15 protein-coding genes, 2 tRNA genes and 2 pseudogenes are annotated in these 24,042 nt (G+C 41.2%); 11 read left to right on the top strand and 8 right to left on the bottom strand.

Annotation, left to right across the window (positions count from 1 at the left end):
* Entirely contained in the window at positions 1-1,197 is a 1,197-nt protein-coding gene (locus L0B17_RS11435) for an efflux RND transporter periplasmic adaptor subunit (protein WP_235084923.1), read from the bottom strand.
* A gap of 166 nt (positions 1,198-1,363) precedes the next feature.
* Between L0B17_RS11435 and L0B17_RS11430 the strand changes: the two genes are divergently transcribed.
* Positions 1,364-1,990 (top strand): GNAT family N-acetyltransferase, encoded by a 627-nt coding sequence (locus tag L0B17_RS11430; RefSeq protein WP_235084921.1) that lies wholly within the window; start codon positions 1,364-1,366, stop codon positions 1,988-1,990.
* 99 nt (positions 1,991-2,089) lie between these two features.
* On the opposite strand, the gene trxB is transcribed toward L0B17_RS11430, so the two are convergent.
* Together trxB and msrA are read right to left on the bottom strand one after the other, a co-directional pair.
* Positions 2,090-3,043: a thioredoxin-disulfide reductase gene (gene trxB, locus L0B17_RS11425; RefSeq protein WP_235084919.1), complete on the bottom strand. Its 954-nt coding sequence runs from the start codon at positions 3,041-3,043 to the stop codon at positions 2,090-2,092.
* Between the two features lie 202 nt (positions 3,044-3,245).
* A complete protein-coding gene (gene msrA / locus L0B17_RS11420; RefSeq protein ID WP_235084917.1) occupies positions 3,246-3,725 on the bottom strand; it encodes a peptide-methionine (S)-S-oxide reductase MsrA in 480 nt (159 codons plus the stop codon).
* 204 nt (positions 3,726-3,929) lie between these two features.
* Between msrA and astE the strand changes: the two genes are divergently transcribed.
* The 7 genes and pseudogenes from astE to dauA all read left to right on the top strand — a co-directional run bounded on the left by astE (position 3,930) and on the right by dauA (position 12,105).
* Entirely contained in the window at positions 3,930-4,973 is a 1,044-nt protein-coding gene (gene astE, locus L0B17_RS11415; RefSeq protein WP_235084916.1) for a succinylglutamate desuccinylase, read from the top strand.
* Between the two features lie 166 nt (positions 4,974-5,139).
* Positions 5,140-6,317 (top strand): annotated as a pseudogene (locus tag L0B17_RS11410) (thiamine pyrophosphate-dependent dehydrogenase E1 component subunit alpha).
* Positions 6,318-6,320: 3 nt separating this feature from the next.
* Complete coding sequence (locus L0B17_RS11405) at positions 6,321-7,298, top strand: alpha-ketoacid dehydrogenase subunit beta (protein ID WP_235084914.1); 978 nt, start codon at positions 6,321-6,323, stop codon at positions 7,296-7,298.
* A gap of 8 nt (positions 7,299-7,306) precedes the next feature.
* On the top strand, positions 7,307-8,080 hold the full coding sequence (locus L0B17_RS18285) for a biotin/lipoyl-containing protein (RefSeq protein ID WP_443019887.1): 774 nt from the start codon (positions 7,307-7,309) through the stop codon (positions 8,078-8,080).
* Positions 8,081-8,196: 116 nt separating this feature from the next.
* Positions 8,197-8,901: pseudogene (locus L0B17_RS18280) on the top strand (2-oxo acid dehydrogenase subunit E2); the annotation flags it as partial.
* A gap of 113 nt (positions 8,902-9,014) precedes the next feature.
* Positions 9,015-10,082, top strand: coding sequence for a quinolinate synthase NadA (gene nadA, locus L0B17_RS11395; protein WP_235084912.1), 1,068 nt, complete (start codon positions 9,015-9,017; stop codon positions 10,080-10,082).
* Positions 10,083-10,383: 301 nt separating this feature from the next.
* Positions 10,384-12,105 (top strand): C4-dicarboxylic acid transporter DauA, encoded by a 1,722-nt coding sequence (gene dauA / locus L0B17_RS11390; protein ID WP_235084910.1) that lies wholly within the window; start codon positions 10,384-10,386, stop codon positions 12,103-12,105.
* A 237-nt stretch (positions 12,106-12,342) separates the two neighbouring features.
* Here the strand turns inward: dauA and gap are convergent, their stop codons facing one another.
* Positions 12,343-13,353 (bottom strand): type I glyceraldehyde-3-phosphate dehydrogenase, encoded by a 1,011-nt coding sequence (gap, locus tag L0B17_RS11385; protein WP_235084908.1) that lies wholly within the window; start codon positions 13,351-13,353, stop codon positions 12,343-12,345.
* Between the two features lie 192 nt (positions 13,354-13,545).
* Positions 13,546-14,382 (bottom strand): DUF2989 domain-containing protein, encoded by an 837-nt coding sequence (locus L0B17_RS11380; RefSeq protein ID WP_235084906.1) that lies wholly within the window; start codon positions 14,380-14,382, stop codon positions 13,546-13,548.
* A 203-nt stretch (positions 14,383-14,585) separates the two neighbouring features.
* Here L0B17_RS11380 and L0B17_RS11375 point away from each other — a divergent pair, with 203 nt between their 5' ends.
* From L0B17_RS11375 to L0B17_RS11365, 3 genes are all read left to right on the top strand, one after another.
* The gene (locus L0B17_RS11375; RefSeq protein WP_235084905.1) at positions 14,586-16,025 is read left to right on the top strand and encodes a glyceraldehyde-3-phosphate dehydrogenase; all 1,440 of its coding nucleotides are present in this window, start codon (positions 14,586-14,588) and stop codon (positions 16,023-16,025) included.
* A 280-nt stretch (positions 16,026-16,305) separates the two neighbouring features.
* Positions 16,306-16,381: transfer RNA gene (locus tag L0B17_RS11370), tRNA-Gly, on the top strand.
* Between the two features lie 42 nt (positions 16,382-16,423).
* Positions 16,424-16,509: transfer RNA gene (locus tag L0B17_RS11365), tRNA-Leu, on the top strand.
* A gap of 258 nt (positions 16,510-16,767) precedes the next feature.
* Here L0B17_RS11365 and L0B17_RS11360 read toward each other — a convergent pair.
* Genes L0B17_RS11360 through L0B17_RS11350 form a run of 3 tightly spaced genes read right to left on the bottom strand, consistent with a single transcriptional unit; the run spans position 16,768 to position 24,031 of the window.
* On the bottom strand, positions 16,768-17,664 hold the full coding sequence (locus L0B17_RS11360; protein WP_235084903.1) for an MBL fold metallo-hydrolase: 897 nt from the start codon (positions 17,662-17,664) through the stop codon (positions 16,768-16,770).
* Between the two features lie 47 nt (positions 17,665-17,711).
* Positions 17,712-20,777, bottom strand: a complete 3,066-nt coding sequence (locus L0B17_RS11355; protein WP_235084901.1) for an efflux RND transporter permease subunit — start codon at positions 20,775-20,777, stop codon at positions 17,712-17,714.
* Positions 20,774-24,031 (bottom strand): efflux RND transporter permease subunit, encoded by a 3,258-nt coding sequence (locus L0B17_RS11350; RefSeq protein WP_235084900.1) that lies wholly within the window; start codon positions 24,029-24,031, stop codon positions 20,774-20,776. The genes L0B17_RS11355 and L0B17_RS11350 overlap by 4 nt, the downstream gene beginning before the upstream one ends.
* Positions 24,032-24,042: the final 11 nt, after the last annotated feature.

Raw genomic sequence — 24,042 nt, 5'->3', positions numbered from 1 at the left:
TTAATCCTCACTATCCATTGCTAAGTCAGCGCTTTGTGTTGTTTCAGCTTGTGACTCTTGTTGCTGTACTCTGTCTTCTGGCAGTGCTAATTTCATGCCTTCGATAGGATAATCTAATGCTGAGGTGATAAGTTTCATACCATCTTCAAGACCTGAAGATATCACCACTTTAGAGCCTTCCTGGCGTAGCATAGTGACATCCTTGTAGCGTAATAATTTTTCATTGTCCATAACAGCAACTTGGCCGTTAACAATCAGGTGACGAGGAACAATAGTGACTTCTCCAGCGCTGGCTCCGCTAATATTAGCAGTAACATAAGTGCCATATCGTAATTCGCGTTTATCAGCTTTTAATCCATAGGGGTCAACAACTTCTGCGACTAAGTAAGTCATGCGGCTTTTACTGTCAACAACGCCTTCACTGCGAACTATTGTACCTTGCCACTCTTGCTTGCTGCCAGCAAAGTTGCCTACTAAGGAAACGGTAGCGTTGACACCTTTAGCCTCAAGATATTGAATTTCTTTGTCGGCTAGCGGCAAACGGACCTCTGCAATGTCAGTACTCAGTAGCGCACCCACAGCAGTTCCTTTACTGACATAAGAGCCTAATCCCACTTCACGGCTAGACACTAATGAATCATATGGTGCACGAATAACGGTGCGCTCAAGATTGCGTTGTGCACGGTGTAACCCCGCCTCAGCACTTTTAAGTCTTGCTATTTCTTGGGCTAACTGTGGCTTACGTAAACTTAAGTCTGTTGGTGTGCCGTTACTAATTTGAGCCCATTCTTTTTCCGCCACTTTCGCGTTAGCACGCTCTTGCACCAATGCCGCTTTTGCTGAAGCAATGCTGGCTTGTGCATCTAATAAATCAGCTTCATAGTCACTGGCATCAATTTTAGCCAAAATGTCGCCGGCTTTAACAAAACCACCTTTAACAAATGATTCAGACAAGTATGTAATTTCACCCATTACCTGTGAGACCAAATTGGTATTGTATTTGGGGTTGACGACACCGTATGACGATACGTTGAACATCATTGGCTTAAATTGAATTTCTTCCACCGAAACTAAAGGAGTTGTGTCCAATGTTGGTTTTTCTTCTGGTGGTTTTTTTAAAGCAGAAATCCCTGTTAATGCGCCAATACCTAGCCCTAAAACAACGATAGGTAATATGATCTGTTTTTTTGTCGCCACGACTGTTCCTTTATTTGTCTGTTTATAGGTGTCAGTTTGATATTTTTAGCCAGATTGCAGCTGCACATCTAGGCTTGATTTAAGGTTATATTAATCTATATGTTGTTTATGTGTTATTTCAATGTGTAAACTTGTGTGTCGATGAGCTCATAAATACGGAATGTGAATGGAAAATAATCATGGTTCGCAGCCTATCAGCGTTATGCATGTCCCTACGATTATTGAAACAGCGCGGCTGACGATGATACAGATGTCATTACATGAACAGGACTTGCTGTTTGAGCTTGATCAGGATGAAGCAGTGATGCGCTATATCAATGGTGGGCGAAAAACCACTATGGAAGATATTGAACAAAGGTTTATGCCAAGACTGCGTCGTTATCATAATCCCTTAAAAGGATATGGCTTATGGAAGGTTATCGGTAAAGACGTGTCTGCTATTACTGAGGACAACTGCGCTATCGCAGAGCTGGCGGGGCAGTTTTTAGGTTGGATTTTAGTCAGGCCGATGTTCTTTTTTACAGACCATCCTCATTTACATGATATTGAGCTAGGCTGGCGTTTTAAACAATCTACCTGGGGAAGGGGGATCGCCACTGAGGCGGCAAAAGCTGTTGCCGATCTTATTGCTAGCCATAGTGAAGTGACCGCTTTGAGTGCGATAGCCGATGAAGCTAACACTGGCTCAATTAATATTATGAAGAAGTTGGGCATGACCTTTGTTAAAAAAGCTGCTCACCCAGATGTACCTGACAATCAGCATGTGGTTTTTTATAGCCTTTCACTTAAGTAAATCACAGTGACAATGTGGCTCTACAAATAACAATGCCAATCTTTCGATTGGCATTGTTGATTATGCACGTTAATGGTATTAGAAAGTTAGCAAAAACGACTACTTAAGGGCGTCTAGGTAGCGCTCTGCATCTAATGCTGCCATACAACCTGTACCTGCAGAAGTAATGGCTTGACGATAATGTTGATCCATCACATCACCACAAGCATAAATACCTTCAATACTGGTTTGGGTCGCATTACCTTGTAAACCACTGTTCACTTGTAAGTAACCGTGATTCATTTCTAATTGACCAGCAAAAATACCGGTATTAGGGCTATGACCTATGGCAATAAATACACCAGCTACTTCTAAATCAGTGATTGAACCGTCTTTGGTACTCTTTTTCTTTAGGCCAGTGACACCCATGTTGTCACCAACAACCTCTTCTAATGTTTCGTCTAAGTGCAGAATAATGTTGCCGTTAGCCACTTTATCCATTAAACGATTAATTAAGATTTTTTCAGAGCGGAAACTATCACGACGATGAATAAGGTGAACTTCTGAGGCGATATTACTTAAATAAAGTGCTTCTTCAACCGCAGTATTACCGCCACCGACTACAGCTACTTTTTGGTTACGATAGAAAAATCCGTCACAGGTAGCGCAAGCTGATACGCCACGGCCCATGAATGCTTCTTCTGAAGGTAAGCCTAAATATTTAGCCGATGCACCGGTAGCAATAATTAATGCGTCACAAGTGTACTCGCCATTGTCGCCTTTTAAACGGAATGGACGTTCAGTTAACGTCACTTCATTGATATGATCGAAAAGAATTTCAGTATCAAATTTTTCTGCATGCTTTTGCATACGTTCCATTAGTGCAGGACCGGTTAAGTCTTCAGCATCGCCTGGCCAGTTTTCAACTTCAGTTGTCGTGGTTAATTGACCACCTTGTTGCATACCTGTAATCATGACAGGTTTCAGGTTGGCACGCGCTGCATAAACTGCTGCGGTATAACCCGCTGGGCCAGAACCTAAAATCAATAGGTTACTATGACGAGCTTCACTCATGTTAATTCTCCGAATTAGATAATACATTGCGCAATAAATAAAAAGTGCAATAAACAAAATGCAATTGTTGAAGATTGTAGGGAATTTACCAAAGCGGGTAAAGGGCACAGTTATGATTGATAATCGATTGAGGCAATCTAATCTGTCAATAAATGGTGTCAGTGATGTATTAATCAACAGACACCTTGATATTGTTATGTGATTAATAAGCAATATGACATGAAGGCAGGTTATTTTTTTCTAAATAATTTTGATGATAATCTTCAGCGACATGAAATGTTTGTAAAGGCACTATTTCTGTCACTATATGGCGTTGTCCCCAGCGGCCACTGCGTGCAAATGCCAGTTTAGAGGCTTCAGCCTCAGCTTTCTGCTGTTTATCATGGAAGAAAATGGTACTGCGGTATTGATTACCAATATCACCACCTTGCATGTTAAGCTGGGTTGGGTTGTGATTTTGCCAAAACACAGTTAATAAATCGTCAAAGCTGACCACGGCGGGATCAAACTCGACTTGAACGACCTCTGCATGTCCGGTTGAACCAGTTTTTACTTCTTTATAGGTTGTTGCGCTATCTTTTCCACCCATATACCCACAGGTAGCATTAATTACGCCGTTAATCTCACGAAAAAAATATTCGACACCCCAAAAACAACCAGCACCAAAAGTTGCTAACGCCATAATATACCCTTGCACATTAAATAAATAGAAGTCTAGATGGCTATAATTGTGATTAAGTTTCGATTTTATTGCAAGTACTGATTCACCTTAAAGATGAGTTTGGCGGTGATCAATTTCATTTCGTTTGGCTTGTGGTAGAATTATCGCCAGGAAATACGAGCAAACTGTGCAGATTTGCAAAATAAAAACAACAAGGAGCTTAAATTGACTTTACCGCTTATGGACACCCGAGATTTTTTAGCTTTCACTTTATCAAGCCCAGTATCATTACCTCAACAATACCATTTTCATTTAAGCACCCACACTCAAGTCGATATACTTGATACCGGTGTGATTGTATTTACCCCATTATCTCAAACAGCCACGGCTAAAAAAGATATTGTATTATCGTGTGCTGTACACGGTAATGAAACCGCGCCTATTGAGATTTGTAATCAACTGATTAAGTCGTTATTAAGTGAAACTATTATCACTAAACATCGACTATTGTTTTTAATTGGTAATCCTTTAGCAATTTTGAACAAAACCCGTTTTATTGAAGAAAATATGAACCGTTTATTTAGCGGCGCCCACTCAAAAGGACAAGGCTTAGTCAATGCTGAACGAATTCGAGCTAAAGCTTTAGAAGGGTATGTAGCCGACTTTTTTAATAAAGGTGCATCAGGCAGTCAACGTATTCATTACGATTTGCATACTGCAATACGGCCATCAAAACATGAAAAATTTGCTATTTATCCTTATCGACCAGGTCGAGCTTTTAGTGGTGAGCAAATGATGTTTTTGGCTGCTTGTGGGGTTGACACTATATTGTTTCACCATGAGCCAACTACCACCTTTAGCTACTATTCTTCTGAACAGTTCCAGGCAGATGCATTTACCGTCGAGCTAGGCAAAGTGATGCCTTTTGGTGAAAACGATATGAGCCGTTTTGAAGATACCAATAAAATGTTAACCGCATTAATTACCCAAGATGTGGTCAAGTTGCCAAAATACAATTCAGCATCATTAAATTTATATAAAGTCTCGCGCTCAATTAATAAAAATGCCGACGATTTCAGTTTCAGCTTTGCTAGTGATGCACCAAACTTTAGTCAGTTTAACCAAGGTGAAACCTTAGCGACTGAAGCGGGTGATGAGATAAAAGTGCAACACGCAGTAGAGGCAATAGTGTTTCCTAATGCGAAAGTGCCCATCGGGCAGCGAACCGTATTATGTCTAGTGCCAGCACCAAATGAAGATGTACAGTAGGCTACTGAGTTAGCGTAAAGCAAATTATACAATTTAGTAGACTAAGAATTCATTAATGGCCTAGCTAAACTATTGTATGGAAGTTTACGTTAACGTAATGTTTGTCGGCAAATTATAATTAGACTGCTACTCTTGAGGTAGCATCTCACAAGAACAAGAGCACATTATGAGCAACGCACCACTGAGCAACGAAACAGTGCATCGTGTCAGCTTTCTCGACAAGGCGTCATTGCACATTCCCATTTTGCGTGTATTACAGGCAGATGGCACCACTTACGAAAATGCAGTGTTACCCGTGATCGATCAAGATTTAGCGGCGAAAATTTATGACACCTGCATATTTACCCGCGTTTTAGATGAACGTATGTTAGGTGCACAGCGCCAAGGTCGTATCAGTTTTTATATGACTTGTACCAGGAAGAGGCGGCCATTGTTGGTAGTGTTGCTGCGTTAGACCAAGGTGATGTTATTTTAGCTCAGTACCGTGAGCATGCTGCACTGCGTTATCGTGGCTTTACCACTGAACAATTTATGAATCAGATGTTCAGTAATGAAAAAGATTTGGGTAAAGGCCGTCAAATGCCAATCCATTATGGTAGTAAAGCCCTTAATTACCATACTATTTCATCCCCTTTAGCCACTCAAATACCTCAAGCTACCGGTGTTGCTTATGCGCAAAAGCTAAAAGGTGAGCGTAATGTTACTATTTGTTATTTTGGCGAAGGTGCTGCATCAGAAGGCGACTTCCATGCAGGCTTAAATATGGCCGCAGTGTTAAAAGCCCCGGTTATCTTTTTCTGCCGTAATAATGGTTATGCTATTTCAACGCCGACCGAAGAGCAGTTTGCCGGTAACGGTATTGCAAGTCGCGGTGTGGGTTATGGTATGCACACCATTCGAGTTGACGGTAACGATATGTTGGCGGTCCTTGCCGCAACGCAACAAGCGCGTGCTTATGCATTAGAGCACAATGCCCCAGTGTTAATTGAAGCCATGACATATCGTCTTGGTGCGCATTCATCATCAGATGATCCATCGGGTTATCGCTCTAAAGATGAAGAAGTGAAATGGCAACAACATGATCCGGTAAAACGTTTTAAGCTATGGCTAATCAATAAAGGTTGGTTAAGCGAAGCTGATGACACTAAAGCCCATGAAAAATACCGTGAAGAAGTTCTTGCAGCGGTCAAAGTAGCTGAAAAGATACCTGTTCCTCGTTTAGATGAAATTATTGAAGATGTGCTAGATCAACCAACCGCAGTGCTGAAAAAGCAGCTTAAAGAGTTGAAGGAACACATCAATAAATATCCTAAAGCCTATCCAAAAAGTGCAGGGAGATTATAAGCCGTGGCTCAAATGAATATGTTACACGCCATCAATGAGGCGTTATCAATTGCCATGAAAGCCGATGAGCACATGGTAGTTTTTGGGGAAGATGTTGGCCACTTTGGTGGTGTTTTTAGAGCAACTTCTGGATTACAAGAGCAGTTTGGTCGTGACCGCTGTTTCAATACGCCATTAACTGAGCAAGGTATTGCTGGTTTTGCCAATGGTTTAGCGGCACACGGCATGACCGCAGTAGCTGAGATCCAGTTTGCTGATTATATTTTTCCAGCATTCGATCAAATCGTTAATGAAACGGCAAAATTTCGTTACCGCAGTGGTAACGAATTTAATGTAGGTGGATTAACCTTCCGTACTCCTTATGGTGGCGGTATTGCTGGTGGTCATTATCACTCACAATCTCCTGAAGCTTACTTTACTCAAACACCAGGGTTAAAAGTGGTTATACCGCGTAATCCAGAGCAAGCAAAAGGCTTGTTGTTAGCGGCAATACGTGACCCTAACCCTGTGATTTTCTTTGAACCAAAGCGTTTATATCGTGCATCGGTCGGCGAAGTACCTGAAGGCGATTATATTATCGAACTGGGTAAAGCTGACATCGTTAAGCAGGGTACAGATGTGACTGTTTTAGCATGGGGTGCTCAGGTTGAAATCGTTGAGAAAGCTTGCGCTATGGCAGCTAAAGAAGGTATTTCATGCGAAATTATCGATTTACGCACCTTAGCGCCTTGGGATATCGACACTGTTGCTAAGTCTGTTAAGAAAACAGGCCGTTTAGTCATAAACCACGAAGCGCCGTTAACGGGTGGTTTTGCTGGAGAAATTGCCGCGACTATTCAACAAGAATGCTTTTTACATTTAGAGTCACCCATTAATCGAGTCTGTGGTTTAGATACACCTTATCCACTCATTCATGAAAAAGAATATATGCCAGATGAGCTGAAAACATTTGAAGCCATCAAAGCCACAATGGCATTTTAGGAGTGGTCATGATTAAAGATTTTATTTTACCCGATATTGGTGAAGGCGTTGTTGAATGCGAATTGGTGGATTGGTTAGTGGCCGAAGGTGACACTGTGGTAGAAGACCAACCAATTGCAGACGTGATGACAGACAAAGCGTTAGTACAAATACCAGCACCTAACGCTGGCGTTATTACTAAGCTTTATTATGCTAAAGGCGACATCGCCATAGTGCATGCGCCTTTATATTCAGTCAGAATAGCCGATGATTCAAATGTTGACTCTGCTGATATTATTCCTGAGCATCAGGATGCATCTGCCAGCAATGTTGCTGTTGTCAGCGCATCAGGCAAAACAATTGAAGATTTCCTATTACCTGATATTGGTGAAGGGATTGTTGAGTGTGAGTTAGTCGATTGGTTAGTCGCGGAAGGTGAAATGGTTGTCGAAGATCAACCGATTGCTGATGTGATGACAGATAAAGCGTTAGTGCAAATACCGGCAATGAAAGCCGGTAAAATTGTTAAACACTATTATCGTAAAGGTCAGTTAGCTAAAGTGCATTCGCCTTTGTTTGCCATTGAAGTTGACAGTGAATTTGTTAATACAAGTGCGGCTGAAACGGGACAACAAGATACTCATCAAACGGCAAGTTCAAATCAAAGTGCACCAGTTGAACCTGTTACTCAAGGTAAAGCGTTAGCGAGTCCAGCAGTTCGCCGTCTAGCGCGCAGTTTAGACATTAATATTGCCCAAGTACAAGGTTCTGGTAAACATGGCCGGTATACAAAGAAGATGTAGAGCGTCATCAGCAAGGTGGCGCGGCTCAGTCAACGCCAGTGTCTACGACTAACTCTTTAACATCGACGCCTTCTAAGACAGCTTCATGCCCTGTAACTGCAGCGAATACGAGTGCAGCAGATCGTGTTGAGCCAATTAAAGGTGTTAAAGCCGTTATGGCACGGATGATGGTTGAATCAGTATCGACTATCCCTCATTTTACCTATTGTGAAGAGTTTGATTTAACCGAACTGGTTGCATTACGTGAAACGATGAAACAGCGTTATTCTACCGATGAAGTTAAGCTAACCATGATGCCTTTCTTTATGAAAGCAATGTCATTAGCATTAACCCAATTCCCTATTTTGAATAGCCAAGTCAATGCAGATTGCACAGAGTTGACTTACAAGTCTCGTCATAACATTGGTATGGCTGTTGATTCAAAAGTGGGTTTATTGGTGCCAAACGTCAAGGACGTACAGTTAAAGTCTATTTTAGATATTGCTGCTGAAATTACCCGCTTAACCACAGATGCAAGAAGTGGCCGAGTGTCACCTGCGGATTTGAAAGAAGGCACTATTTCTATTTCGAATATCGGCGCATTAGGTGGCACAGTAGCCACGCCAATTATTAACAAACCTGAAGTGGCGATTGTCGCATTAGGTAAGTTACAAGTGTTGCCACGTTTTAATGCTAAAGGCGAAGTTGAAGCGCGTAAGATCATGCAAGTAAGCTGGTCTGGCGATCACCGTGTTATTGACGGCGGCACTATTGCGAGATTCTGTAACCTGTGGAAGCATTATTTAGAGCAACCACAAGAGATGATAATGGCAATGCGCTAATCAATTAATACAGATTAGCTATTTAATTAACCAAGGACGCGTAATGCGTCCTTTTGTTTTAGGGTTAGTTTTCGTATAATCCGCCCAAGAGTCACATTACTATTGGAACCGTTATGAGCTTGTCGGCCCCCCAAATTGAAACGATTAATTATCCATTTCCGCCTAAACCTGCAGTTTTGTCATCATCAGACAAGCAGGCCTATAAAGCACGCATTAAGCAATTACTGATCGATCATAATGCGGTATTAGTTGCCCATTATTATACCGACCCTGAAATTCAAGCTTTAGCTGAAGAGACCGGTGGTTGTGTATCTGACTCATTAGAAATGGCACGTTTTGGTCGTGATCATCCAGCGAAAACATTAATTGTTGCTGGTGTTAAATTTATGGGCGAAACGGCTAAAATTTTAAGCCCAGAAAAAACCATTTTAATGCCAACGTTAGAGGCAACCTGTTCATTAGATTTAGGTTGCCCTATTGAGCAGTTCAATACTTTTTGCGATGCGCACCCTGATCATACAGTAGTGGTTTACGCTAATACCTCAGCAGCAGTGAAAGCTCGTGCAGATTGGGTCGTGACGTCAAGTATTGCATTAGAAATCGTTGAACATTTAGACAGCCAAGATAAGAAAATAATCTGGGCACCTGACCGTCACTTAGGTGCTTATATTAACAAGCAAACCGGCGCTGATATGTTGTTATGGCAGGGCGATTGTATTGTTCATGATGAGTTTCAAGCCAAAGCATTGCGTGAGCTTAAAAAGCAGCATCCAAGCGCTGCAATTCTGGTTCATCCAGAATCACCAGCGAGTGTCGTTGAACTCGCAGATGCGGTTGGTTCTACCAGTCAGTTAATTAAAGCTGCGCAAACAATGCCAAACGATAAGTTTATAGTGGCGACCGATCGCGGTATTTTTTATAAAATGCAACAAGCAGCCCCAGGTAAAACACTACTTGAAGCCCCAACCGGCGGCAACGGTGCGACCTGTAAAAGCTGCGCCCATTGTCCCTGGATGGCGATGAATGGTCTACAAGCGATTGAAGCCTCGTTATCTGACATGGATAAAACAAACCATGAGATATTTGTAGATGAAGCGTTACGTATTAAAGCGCTCATTCCGCTCACCCGAATGTTAGATTTTGCTAAAGAATTAAACATGAAAGTGAAGGGCAACGCCTAGACGTTTCGTTAAAGTTTGTTAGAAAAAACAGCCGACATCATGTCGGCTTTTTTATTGTAGTTGCTATGTTAGTAACGAGGTTACTTTAATAATGAAGTTATTTTAAAGATAAGTTTGCTTTGGCAAAGAGAAAAACTGCAATAGAACTTAGCATGACCTATCACTTTAGGTTAAGCTTTTTATTATCTCATCATGGTAATTGTATTATCATCAGATGTTAATACAATTTGATTGTACTATAAGGTAATCAGCCTATAATGAGGGGTATCTTGACGCCGTACTAGGTTATGGGATCGCCGCAATGAAATACCGCACACATTTATTCTCACTTCGTATTGGTCATGCACTTCGAGAGTCCCTAAAAGAGGCTCCCTATAAAGCCAATGTATTTTATAAAGATTTACTAGCCGGTTTAACCGTTGGCATTATTGCCATACCACTAGCAATGGCACTTGCTATTGCTATCGGTGTTGCACCGCAATACGGATTATATACCGCTATTATTGGCGGATTTATTATCCCGCTTACCGGTGGCTCACGTTACAGCGTGTCAGGTCCTACCGCAGCGTTTGTGGTGATCTTGTATCCCATTGTGCAGCAATATGGTTTGTCAGGCTTATTGCTGGCCAGTATTTTGTCTGGGGTGATCCTCATCGCTATGGCCTTACTTAGGCTAGGGCGTTTTATTCAATATATTCCTGAGTCTGTTACTTTAGGTTTTACAGGCGGCATTGCGGTGGTGATTGTGGTGCTGCAAGTTAAAGATTTTTTGGGTTTAAGTATTACTGAAATGCCTGAAAATTTTGTCGGTAAAGTGCTTGTATTAACTCAAGTGTTACCCACATTTTCATTGCCAACCTTACTGGTAGGATTAAGCACTTTAGTGGTGTTTATTCTATGGCCTAAACTTAAACTACCAGTGCCAGCCCATCTTCCCGCTGTGATTATCGCCAGTATTGTCGCGCTAGTATTAAATCAATTCGGTTTTCATGTCGCGACTATAGACTCTACGTTTAGCTTCACCTTAGCGGATGGCTCAATTGGTATGGGGATTCCATCCATGCTGCCTGACTTTCAATGGCCTTGGCTACGTAATCAATTGGGTGAAACGCCATTAATACTCACTTGGCAATTGGTTAGCGACTTACTGTCTGCCGCTTTTGCGATTGCTATGTTAGGTGCTATTGAATCATTATTGTGTGCTGTGGTGCTCGACGGTATGTCAGGTAAAAAACACAGTGCTAATAGTGAATTGCTCGGCCAGGGGATCGGCAATATTATCACGCCATTTTTTGGTGGAATTACCGCAACGGCTGCAATTGCTCGCTCTGCCGCTAATTATAAAGCGGGGGCGGTAAGCCCTATTGCAGCAATAATCCATGCGTTGGTGGTATTAGTGTCTTTATTATCACTCAGTACTATTCTGGCGTACATCCCAATGGCAGGTATGTCGGCTTTGCTTATCATGGTGGCATGGAATATGAGCGAAGCGCCTAAGATAATACATTTAGTCAAACAAGCTTCAACCAGCGAAGTATTAGTTTTATTGGTGTGCTTATTATTGACTATCTTTTTCGATATGGTGATTGCTATTAGTGCTGGGATTATTTTGGCATCTTTACTGTTCATGAAACAAGTCGCCGACATGACCAAGGTGCAAGATATTAGCAAGCAACACAAGCATGTTCATGTTGAGTTACCATCGCGCTGGAAAGTGTTTAAAATTAATGGGCCACTATTTTTTGCCGCTGCTGACAGTGTGTTTGCTGAACTAACCCATTTAAGTGTCGAGCAAGAGGGGGTGGTGCTGTATTTTGACGGTGTGTCTATTCTGGATTCTGGTGGTGTGGCTGCGCTGTATAAATTTATTGCTCAATGTAAGCAAAACAATACTCGAGTATTACTAGCTGATTTTCAATTTCAACCACTTAAAACTTTAGCTAAAGCGGGTTTCAAACCTGATGGTGTTCAGTGTGTTATTTACTCAACTTTAGTCGATGCGCTAAATGACGTGGTTAAATAAAGATGACCAATTGGATTGAGATATGAGTGATGCTTGATGCGTTATCGATACAAGCAGTGATTTTAACAAGATCCATTTTTTAATAAATTACAAAAAAGCCTCACATATGTGAGGCTTCTAAATTAAATCTAGCATAGTAGGGGCTATTGATCTTTGCTGGTTGAATGATGTTCGAGTAAAACGTTTTCGCTACAAAAACAACTTTGAAAGACTAACAGGCCCTAATCTAAAGATAGATTACTTAGCGTTCATTAATGCGACTGCATTATCTAACATGCGATTACTGAAACCCCATTCGTTATCATACCAAGACATCACTTTCACTAACCGGCCGTTAACACGTGTTTGTGTTGCGTCGAAATTAGAAGAGAAAGGGTTATGGTTAAAGTCGATAGACACTAATGGCTCTTCATTTATGGCTAGCACTTCAGACATTGGTGCCTTTAGTGAAGCGCGTGTGATGATAGCATTAACTTCTTCTACCGTGGTTTCACGAGATGCTAAGAATGTTAAATCAACTAAAGATACGTTAATGGTCGGTACACGTACTGCTAAACCGTCAAATTTACCTTGAAGCTCTGGAACCACTAAACCCACAGCAGCAGCAGCACCGGTTTGAGTTGGGATCATTGACATAGCAGCGGCACGGGCACGACGCAAATCTGTGTGATATACATCAGATAAACGTTGATCGTTAGTGTATGAATGGATTGTGGTCATTAAACCTGACTCAATACCCAACTCATCATTTAACGGCTTAGCAATTGGCGCTAAACAGTTAGTCGTACAAGATGCGTTTGAAACCACTGTCATGTCCGCGGTTATCACTTCATTGTTTACGCCGTAAACAACAGTTGCATCAACATTTTTACCTGGTGCAGAAATAAGGACCTTTTTAGCACCTGCATTTAGGTGTGATTGTACTGATTCTTTAGATGTGAAAATGCCGGTACATTCAAACACAACATCAATTTTCAACTCAGCCCAAGGTAACTTTGATGGGTCACGTTCCTGGAAAGTTAATATTTTATCGCCATTAACGTAGATAGCTTCATCGTCATGATCAACTTTAGCGTTGAAACGACCGTGTACAGTATCGTACTTAGTTAAGTGGGCATTAATTGACGCATCACCTAAATCGTTTAACGCAACGATTTCGATTGGGTAGTCTTTTTCGCTTTCATAAAGTGCACGTAAAACATTTCTACCGATACGGCCGTAACCGTTAATTGCAACACGGATAGTCATAGCATATCCCTCAATTGAAAATAAATTTGATGGCAGGTAAATCGCCTGGTTGTAAAATTACCAAATTGACGGCTTTCGTCAAGTTAAATCGGTTTGAAATGCGTTATTAGGCCTAAAAATGTCGTAATTTATATCCAGTTTGCGTATTTGGTGTCATTTTTAAACGAAAATTTGAAAGTACCTATGGATTACTTATTTGTCTTCTAATAACTGAGCACTGATTGAATTGGCAAAATTTGGGCTTTGTATGTCGCTGATTAAGACTTGCGCTTGTGTATCTAAAACTGTCGCTAATTCAGTATTACTATTGATTAATCCGTTGAGTTGCTTTTGATCAACTTGATTATCTGTCATTAGCGAATTGGCCTTGGTAAACAGATATACGTATTCAAAATTTTGTTGTTGCTGAAAAATACTGGCCAAACCTAACAACCAGTCAGGATTAAATTGCTCTGCATTAACGGATGTAAATAAATAACGGTATATACGTTTGGCATCGGGCGGAGATACCCGAACATAATAGGCAGCTAATTGACTCAGTATTTCTGGATCGTCAATAGTGCCATCTTGATAGTGTTTGATAACAATATCTTGGGAAGGTTTATCGTTGAAACGTATCCAGCGGTAATAAGCCAAGTAAATATCAGGGTTGTCATTAGTGTAATCACGTAATTCACTCAAAGTTTGGGTACTGACAGCATAGGCTCTTACACGGTCTTGGGTGCGCTGCGGATTTAATATGTGCTGAACCCCAGCGGCTAATTCGACACAGTTACTGTAGTTTTCCAGATGTAAGAGTTGTTGGTAAAGTTGTTGACCACTTGGGGTTTCGGTTTGCTTTAATTGTAGCCTGTGGCGGATTAGATTGGTTTTTTCAAACCGACACCAACTATCTTGGTGTAGATCAGCACAAATTTCAGAATTATTTTTACAAATTACGTCACTATTTCGGTCATTTTCACAGCCTAAAAGGCCTAAAAATCCCATAAAAATACTAAATGATGTAATTATTACTAGATTTTGCTTCAAAAGAGGCTCCTGGCGAGTAATTGTCTAATAAAATTACAGGTTTAGCGAAAATTAGTTACTGGCGAAATGTTGCTGATTTCATTACAATGACGCCGACCTAGCGGGGATACTCCCCCATCAATGAACTAATTATTGGTCTTTTCTTTTTGTTACTCAAACCTTTCTAAAAATATTTAAAGAAAAGTGAGATAAAGGAACCCTACATGAGCGCAGATAAACATCTACAAAGTTGGCAAGAACGTTTTGAAATGGCTGAGGCCATGCAACCTTTACTTGGTAAGTTATATCGTAACCAAGGTGTCGAAGTTGTGGTCTATGGTAAGCCATTATTAAACGCATCAACCATTGAAATCATTAAGTCGCACCGTTTGGTTCGTCGTCATGTAGGTGATAAATTACGACTACGTGAAAGCTTCCCATTTATTCAAGCTCTTAGCAAGCTTGCTGTCAAGCAGTGTAAAGTGGATATCGGTAAGTTAGCGGTTAATTATTGGCGAGATCACAGTGATGCTAGCCAAATAGAAGCTTATATGGCTACCGAGTTATCTGCTGGGATTAATTACGGTGATGACACACCTGCGCGTGATGTTGTCCTATATGGCTTTGGCCGTATTGGCCGCTTATTAGCGCGTTTATTGATTGAACGCACAGGTAAGAGCAATAAATTATGTTTGCGCGCGATTGTATTACGTGGTGGCAAAAAGGGCGATTTAGAGAAGCGTGCAAGTTTATTACGTCGTGACTCAGTACATGGTCCCTTTAATGGTTCTGTTGAAGTAGATGAAGAAAATAATGCCATTATTGCCAATGGTACTTATATACAAATAATTTATGCCAATTCACCAGATCAAGTTGATTACACACAATATGGCATCCAGAATGCATTAATTGTTGATAATACAGGTATTTGGAAAGATGAAGCGGGCCTTGGGTTACACCTTAAAAGCCCTGGTGCGGCGAAAGTGTTATTAACGGCACCGGCAAGTGGCGCGATTAAGAACATCGTTCATGGTGTTAATGACAACGATATTTTGCCTGAAGATACCATTGTTTCAGCCGCAAGTTGTACTACTAATGCTATTACGCCAGTGCTTAAGGCGTTAAACGACAAATATGGTATTGAAAATGGTCATGTAGAGACCATTCATTCTTATACTAACGATCAAAATCTGATTGATAACTATCACAGCGCAGATCGTCGTGGCCGTAGCGCACCACTTAACATGGTTATCACCGAAACGGGTGCAGCCAAAGCAGTGGCTAAGGCATTGCCAGTCTTAGAAGGTAAATTAACAGGTAATGCGATTCGTGTACCGACACCTAACGTGTCTATGGCGATCATCAGTGTTAATTTAAATGCTGAAACCAATCGTGATGAGCTAAATGAATACTTAAAAGATATGGCTTTATTGTCTGAGTTGCAGAATCAAATTGATTTTACAGAATCAACAGAAATTGTCTCAAGTGATTTAGTCGGTTCACGTTATGCTGGTGTTATTGATTCTCAAGCAACCATTGCAGAAGGTAAACGCGCCATTTTATACGTTTGGTATGACAATGAGTTCGGATATAGCTGCCAGGTTGTTGGTGTAATGCAAAAGATGCTTGGATTAACCACGTTATCTTTACCAAATAGCCAATAGCCTAACGTTGTTTAACGAAGAAGGCATCGAGTATTGAGAAAAGTACCTTAGGGTACTTTTTTCTTTTTAAGGTAATCAATTCACTTTTAAGCATGGGTGAGTATTTATTCGGCAGTTAAATAGAAATAACCAATAAATGTTATTTTATTGATTGACTCTGAAAGTGAAAAAGGTAGAATGCGAACCCGCACTAAGGGGAACTAGGCCGTAAGGCAAGTGAACCTTAATTTATATGTCATACCGTAGACATTATGTGCGATTGTTTATGAAGTAGCAAAATGCGACATTAGCTCAGTTGGTAGAGCGATACCTTGCCAAGGTATAGGTCATCGGTTCGAACCCGATATGTCGCTCCAAATTTAGTTTAAATTGTCTGTTGCAGTTTAAATAAATGTTTTGCCCGAGTGGTGGAATCGGTAGACACAAGGGATTTAAAATCCCTCGCTGAATAAGCGTGCCAGTTCAAGTCTGGCCTCGGGTACCATTATTAGACTCTTTTAATGTCAAAATTAAATTAGAGTGATGGATAAAAAAGCCTCGACATTGCGTCGAGGCTTTTTTATTTGTACACATTTTGGCTTGGCTGAGCTGCATTTGTACGCGCTGTGATGCAGAGCTTTACACTTGTTGGTAGTGATTTAGGTATCGGTATGGCGCCATAAGACTTGTTAGGGTCAAATTGATAAAAAATACGGCTAATGAATAAGTTAGCCGCTTTAGACACAAAATTGATTAACGCTTGTTATAGGTCGTTGTAAAGCGTCTCGATCCATTTATCTGCAGTGATAAATGTCCAACTCCACTGTTTATATTCCTTTGGTACACCCATTTTCTTTATCTGGGCTAAGGTGTTTCCTTGGGTTTTTTCCGATCTCATCCAGTTAATACAATTATCTAACATATGCTTAAACTCGAGTAATTCAGTTTTATTGGCTAAATCGCCATGACCTGGAATGATCTGAGTTTTGTCATCTATTCTATCTAAAATTATCGCAACATTATCGCGATAACCTAGAACAGAGCCGCCTCCTTTTAGATCAATAAAAGGAAATCTATCTTTAAAGTATAAATCGCCCATATGGATCACATTAGCCTTTTGCCAATGCACTACACTGTCACCATCAGTGTGACCAGAACCTAAATGGATCACATCTAAGGTATCTTGATTGAAATGTATCGAGATACTGTCAGAAAAAGTGATCACAGGTAAAGCACTTGCGGCTGTATTTTTATCTGATGCCAAACGCTTCAATACATTATGGTGGGCTAAAATAGTGCCTTTTTCACCAAAATGAGCATTACCTCCGGTATGATCCCCATGGTAGTGAGTGTTGACGATATATTTAGGCGCACCTGGCTGAATATCATTCAGTGACGCGGTAATTTTTTGCGCCAGCGGGGCAAATTGGTCGTCAATAATTAATATGCCGTCAGTGCCGGCCGATACGCCAATATTGCCACCTGAGCCAGTAAACATAAAGGTGGTATCAGTAAGCTGTTTTGACGTAATAGTGATGTCTTTAAATTGGTCATCGGCAAAGCTTTGTCCGGTAAGCGTCATACTTGCAAGCACGGTTAATGCAAGTAAGTTGGTAATGGGTTTACGCTTTGTTTGTTGGTTTATAGCTCTTAACGGCATAATTTTTCCTTAACGTAATCGATTAAAGTATTGTTTACAAATTAATGTTACAGAGTCCAAGGTAGCAGCTTTCTGGCAAACTTGTCAGCTAGACCTAATCTAATGGCTGCATTGTGGCGTATCCTATAAAGTCCTTGATAACACAGTGGCACAAGAAACAAACTGGTGACAGTGGAGAAGGTTAGCCCACCAATAATGGCTATTGCCATAGGTGAATAAGGTGGACCGCCACCACCAATTTGGGTATCGCCCATAGCTAATGGCACTAAACCTAACACTGTTGTTGCCACTGTCATTAGTACAGGGCGTAAACGAGTGCTGCAGACGCTTAATATGGTGTCAGACAATTTATCAAGCGCGGGTGTCATTTGATTAATTTGGTCTACTAACACGATGCCATTATTTACGACTATCCCCATTAAGATAAGGATCCCTATCATTGACATGACTGACATAGGCGTTGCGGTAAACCACAGCGCCCAAAACACGCCAGTAATAGAGAATAGTATCGAGGTGATAATTGCCGTAGGCAGTAATAATGACTCGAATAATGCCGCCATAACGATATAAATCATTACGATAGCCAGAATCATATTGACCGCCATGATAGATTGATCTTCATCTTGACGCTCAAAGCCTCCTCGTAAAGAGTAGCCGTATCCGTAGGGGAAATTAACCGAATCCATTATGAGGCTGATTTTTTGCTGCGCTTCTTCTGTGGTGAGATCATCTAGGTTGGCACCAATAGATAATGCTGTTTGGCGGTTATAATGTTTGATGCTATCAAAGCGGGGCACTATTTTTATTTGTGCAAGACTGTCTAGGGTATAAACGCGGTTTTGTTGTCTAAGTACGGGTAACTGCTTTAACTGTTCAAGGGAATACTGCCATAATTTATCGTAGGCCAGTTCAATTCGCAGTTCCCCTGATGGGTCGTGTCGAAATGATCTCAGAGGCGTACCTCTTAATGCCAATGCAATACTGGACGCCACTTCACTTAATTTAACATCGAGTCTAGCAGCCATTTCTCTATCAATAATCACTATCACTTCTTGTTGGGCGCTATTCACTTCCGAGCGAACGTCTACTAATCCTTTAATGCCATTAAGTAAAGGCACGACTTGATTACTCAAGTTAATCAGTTCTGAAGTTGAGCGGCCCGTTAAGGTGACACGTATTCCATTTTGCTCATTGCCCCATCCAAATTGCGGGGTGGCAATTGAGAATTTAGGAAAACCCTCTCTGATCATCTTTTTCAATTCAGATGTGTCAATTGGAATGTCTTTTTGTAAAATAATAGTCGATTGCACATCATGGGGGGCATAGTAACTATAAACGGCATCAATAAAGAATTTATCTTTATTGGCATATAGATAAGCCTCCATTTCACTGACCAGCGCTTCGGTTACCCTAAGGGCATGACGTCCCTCTAGTTGATAGTTAATGTAAAGGCGGTCACTGCCTTCACCATCATTTTGATCCTGTTGAACCATACTGAGCGGTAAGGCCGTTGAGGCTAAAATGAGCAGAGCAATAACACCCGAGCGTTTAGGTCTGGTTAATACCCAAGACAAGCTGCGTTGATAAAAAGCCGCCATTTTACCTTGCTTGTCATCGGTTTTAAGGTCGAAGTGGAAGGTATTTAACATTAACGGGATAAGTGTTTTGGCCACTAATAATGAGGCCGCAAGTGAAATACAAATCGCGATGGCCACATGTTCAAGAAAGATAGTTAACTGCACTTTTACGCCAAAAATGTTCGGTAAAAATACAATGGCCGTTGTTAGTGTTCCCGCTAATACCGCAAGAGAGACTTTATCGACCCCTGCTAATACCGCGCGCTCATTGGCTTTAATTTGTTGGGTGTCATCTATATGTCCAGCTTGCTTTTCTTGTAATACACTTTCAGTGACCACAACCGCATTGTCAATTAGCATGCCAACTGCAAGTAGTAATCCCATCATAGATAAAATATTAAGGCTATAACCAAAAAAGTACATTCCGGCTAAGGTCATGCATAGTGAAATTGGCACCGAAGAGACAACCACTAATGTCATCTTTAAATTGCGTAAGAATAAATACAGTACGCCAAAAGATAATAGCGCACCTAATAAACCCGATAGCAGTAAATCTTCTAAGGATGATTTAACGCCAAAAGCTTGATCTTCCATGATAAACAGCTTTATACCGTTAAATTGTTTATCTTGCTTGGTTTTTTCAATCACTTGCATAACACGATCTGACACTTCGACTAAATTAGCGCCTGATTCTTTAAATACATCTATGCCTACGGCGTATTTTTGATCTAAATGACGACCTTCAATTTTTTCTGGTAAGGCAAAGTTGACTGTGGCTATGTCTCCCAAGGTGATCCCTGGAATAAGCACCAAGCGGTTGATGTCATCTAAACTGGTAAACTCACCTTTAGGCGATACTTGAAAGACAGTGCCATTGCTTCTTAATGTGCCCGCATTAATGACAAAGTTTTGCGCAGATAAGCTGCTTTGTAGCTGTTGATTACTGATACCGCTAGCAACTAACTTGTTGGCATTAACGCGAATATCAATTTGCTTTTGTTCAACACCGTATAAAGTGACTTTTGACACTCCTTCAACTCTTTCAAGGGGTTTTCTAAGTTGCTTATCAAGTAAGTCGAATGCGTTAGACAGCTCGCTTTCACTGGATATTCGGATAGTTAATACTGGCATGTCGGCCGTGGAAAACTGTTGGATCATCACGCGTTCAACGTCTTCGGGTAAAAGGTGCCTAACCGAGTCAATTTTCTCGCGAACTTCTAAGCTTTTGGTTGCAACGGTTTCCCCCCATTTCATATTTATTTGGATAAAAGCGCCATCCTGGGTGGAATCGGAGTGTAACTCTTCAATGCCTCCCATGGTGGCTAAGGCTTCTTCGAGTACTTTAGTGATATCTCGTTCGACTTCAGCTGGACTTGAGCCTTTATAGGGCACTTGTACCATTATTTGAGGAATGTCGATGCCAGGGAACATCTCTAATGGCAACATTCTGCTGGCCGCCATACCAAATAGCATAATGGCCAAAAAGAACATGCTAGTGGTGACAGGGCGTTTTAACGCTAGTTTGGTCAGGTTCATAGCGTCACCTCTGCAGATGAGGTCAGTTCTGGTTGTGTAACATATGTTTTTTGGTCAAACAAAGCATATAAACATGGAATTACCAACAAGGTTAGGAATGTAGATACCAGTAAACCAAAGATAACCGTAATTGCCATAGGAGCACGGATTTCGCTGCCATCACCCATACCTATTGCCATCGGTAATAATCCCAACGCTGTGGTTAATGTGGTCATTAGAATAGGGCGCAAACGTGATTTAGCCGCTTGTTCAATGGCGCTGATTTTTTCTATTCCCTCACGGCGTAATTGGTTAATTCTGTCGACGAGTACAATCGCGTTATTAACCACAATACCGGCCAACATAATTAAGCCAATAAATACCACGATACTTAAATGGGTATTGGTGATGAATAAACCTAAAATACTGCCTGCAACCGCCATAGGCACAGCAATTAAGATCAATAATGGATGTAGCAGTGATTCAAATTGACTCGCCATGACTAGGTAGACTAAAAATATCGCCAATACCAAGGCTATTTTGAGTGAGTTGAACGAATGTTCCATTTCTTCATTTTGGCCGCCGAAAGAGGATTGAATTGAAGAGGAGAATTGTTGCTGAGTTAAAATCTGCTTGGCTTCTTCTACAGCATCACTCAAATCACCAAAACCTAAGTTTGCAGACACAATGGCCACACGTTGCTGACTAATGCGGTTAATTGCTGATGGGCCAACCTGTAGTTGAATGTCTGCAACTGCGCTAAGTGGAATAGGTTGGTTACTGTTAGGGTTAATGATTAATGAGTCAATGTCACTAATTTGATCCCGTTCCGATAGTTCGCTGCGGACTATAATATCCACTTTACGATCGCGTACCGTGTACTGGCTTGCGACAGTTCCACCAACACGTTGGGCAATACGGCGTGCAACCGTCGGTGCGTCCATTCCTAAAGCGGCGAGTCTTTGATGATCAAACTGAATACTGATTTCAGGCTGACCATCACGCAATGTGGTATTGATATCGGTGAAACGTGCGGACTGGCTTAATGCATTCACTAACTTATCGGCACTCTGTTTTAACTGATCTAAATCATAGCCTGCCAACTCAATTTCTAACGGTGTTTTAAAGCTGAATAACTCGGGTTGTTCAATTTTCGCGTCTAATTCAGGTATTTTTTTAGCGGTCTGCCTTAAAATATCAGTCACTGTATCAAATGCACTAGGGTTGGCTAATACAACTTGTAAACGCCCCCAGTTTTCGCCTCCTCTGGCGGTATCTGATGTCATTAATCCACCACTACCTGCTTGGCTGAAGGTGTGCTTAACATCGGAGTTATCTTTAATGCTTATTGCGAGTTGTTGTAATACTTTATCTGTTTCACTCACCTCAGTTCCTGGTGGTAATAGTAGTTCCACATAGAACTCACCTTGATTCATCGGCGGGATAAGTTCCATACCCAGTTTAGGCAGTAAACTTCCCGCGCCTAAAGTAATAGCAAGGGCAATAAGCAACGTAATCCCTTTTTGTTTGAGCACTTTATTCAGTAAACCGTCATACACTTTGGCTAAGGCGCCATAAACAACATTGAAGGCACTGGCGAGTGGTCGCATGACCAAGCCAATTAACCAACTGAAAAAGCGGATAGCGACTAACCCCAGGGTTAATAAACCTGCGGGTAAATAACTAAACAACAGCTTGAATGGCCACGAGATAACCGCAAGACTGTAATAAGCTATTTTACCTAGTGTTGTTTGTGGGATAGCTTTTACGGGTGTTGCTGTTGCTGTGGGAGTGGGTAAACGTTTAAATCCTTGGCGAGAAGCCAACATAGGTATTGCGGTTAACGCAATAAATAATGAAGCTAATAAAGCAAAGGTTACGGTAAGAGCCTGATCGGCGAATAATGCCCCTGCAATGCCATCGACAAATACTAAAGGTACAAATACCGCTAGTGTGGTTAATGTGGAAGCAAATATTGCACCAGAGACTTCTTTGCATCCGGTAACGGCGGCTTGAATTTTATTCATGCCTTGCGATTGATAGCGGTCAATATTCTCTAATACTACAATGGCATTATCCACTAATAGCCCGATGGCCAACGCTATGCCACCCAATGACATGATATTGAGACTAATATCGGCAAAATACATCATGTTAAATGTGGCTATAACTGAAAAGGGGATAGATATAGAAATGATCAGCGTGGCGACAATATTGCGTAAAAACAGGTAAATCACCAACATGGCAAGCACGCTGCCGATTAATGCCGATGAAGTAACCTCATTAACAGCGCTTTCAATAAACTCTGACTGATCATAGATAATATTCAGTTGCTTGGTTTCATCAGTCTTGTTAATTAGTGCTAGTTCAGCTTGGAGCTTTTTAGCCACGGTAACAGTATTGGCATCGCCTTCTTTATAAATAGCGAGTTCAATAGATTCGACTTGGCCAATGCGAGTGACATCACTGCGCTCTTTATAGGCGTCATTAATTTCAGCAACCTCATTAAGACGAACCAGGGTTTGGCCATTACGGTAGATGATGATATTACCCAGTTCTTGCAGTGAATTAAATTGATTCAAAGTTCTAACTAAATACTCTTTGTCACTTTGTATTACTTTACCCGCTGACAGGTTAATGTTTTCTTGATTGATCCTTTGCTTAATATCATCAGCATTTAAGTTTAATTGACTAAGCTTTTGTTGATTAAGGAGAATATGAACTTCTTGCTCAAGCCCTCCAGACAACCTAACGGCAGCGACTCCTGATAAGGCTTCTAAGCGGCGTTTTAATTCTTCTTCAGCAAAAGTGCGCATTTGCTTTAAATTTTTATCTGTCGCATCAGGCACAGAAAAAGCTAACCGCATAATAGGGTCAAGATTGGGGTTAAATCTGAGTAGTAAAGGCTTATTGATGTCTAATGGCAGTTCAATGGTGTCGAGTTTTTCACGCACTTCAAGACTAGCCATGTCCATATTGCTGCCCCATTCAAACTCTAGGACAACATCTGACATGCCTGAACGTGAAATAGAGCTAATTTTACGTAAGCCTTTAACCACGCCGACAGCTTCTTCAATCGGTTTAGAGACTAATTGCTCAATTTCAACGGGGGCAGCGCCATCGTAGGCAGTGCGAATGGTGACGCTGGGATAACTTAAGTCTGGCAATAACATTACCGCAAGTCGACTAAAACCGACCATACCAAATAACATTACCGCAAGCATGAACATCCATACCGTTACTGGACGATTGACAGCAGTATTAATGATAGACATGGTATTGCTCC

The organism is Shewanella sp. OMA3-2 (assembly GCF_021513195.1).
Taxonomy (GTDB): domain Bacteria; phylum Pseudomonadota; class Gammaproteobacteria; order Enterobacterales; family Shewanellaceae; genus Shewanella.
This window is presented reverse-complemented; position numbering and strand designations above follow the sequence as displayed.

Coding starts and splice junctions, on each gene's coding strand:
- dauA (WP_235084910.1), top strand. CDS start 10,384: ATGAAATACCGCACACATTTATTCTCACTTCGTATTGGTCATGCACTT.
- msrA (WP_235084917.1), bottom strand. CDS start 3,725: ATGGCGTTAGCAACTTTTGGTGCTGGTTGTTTTTGGGGTGTCGAATAT.
- L0B17_RS11350 (WP_235084900.1), bottom strand. CDS start 24,031: ATGTCTATCATTAATACTGCTGTCAATCGTCCAGTAACGGTATGGATG.
- trxB (WP_235084919.1), bottom strand. CDS start 3,043: ATGAGTGAAGCTCGTCATAGTAACCTATTGATTTTAGGTTCTGGCCCA.
- L0B17_RS18285 (WP_443019887.1), top strand. CDS start 7,307: ATGATTAAAGATTTTATTTTACCCGATATTGGTGAAGGCGTTGTTGAA.
- L0B17_RS11375 (WP_235084905.1), top strand. CDS start 14,586: ATGAGCGCAGATAAACATCTACAAAGTTGGCAAGAACGTTTTGAAATG.
- gap (WP_235084908.1), bottom strand. CDS start 13,353: ATGACTATCCGTGTTGCAATTAACGGTTACGGCCGTATCGGTAGAAAT.
- L0B17_RS11360 (WP_235084903.1), bottom strand. CDS start 17,664: ATGCCGTTAAGAGCTATAAACCAACAAACAAAGCGTAAACCCATTACC.
- nadA (WP_235084912.1), top strand. CDS start 9,015: ATGAGCTTGTCGGCCCCCCAAATTGAAACGATTAATTATCCATTTCCG.
- L0B17_RS11430 (WP_235084921.1), top strand. CDS start 1,364: ATGGAAAATAATCATGGTTCGCAGCCTATCAGCGTTATGCATGTCCCT.
- L0B17_RS11355 (WP_235084901.1), bottom strand. CDS start 20,777: ATGAACCTGACCAAACTAGCGTTAAAACGCCCTGTCACCACTAGCATG.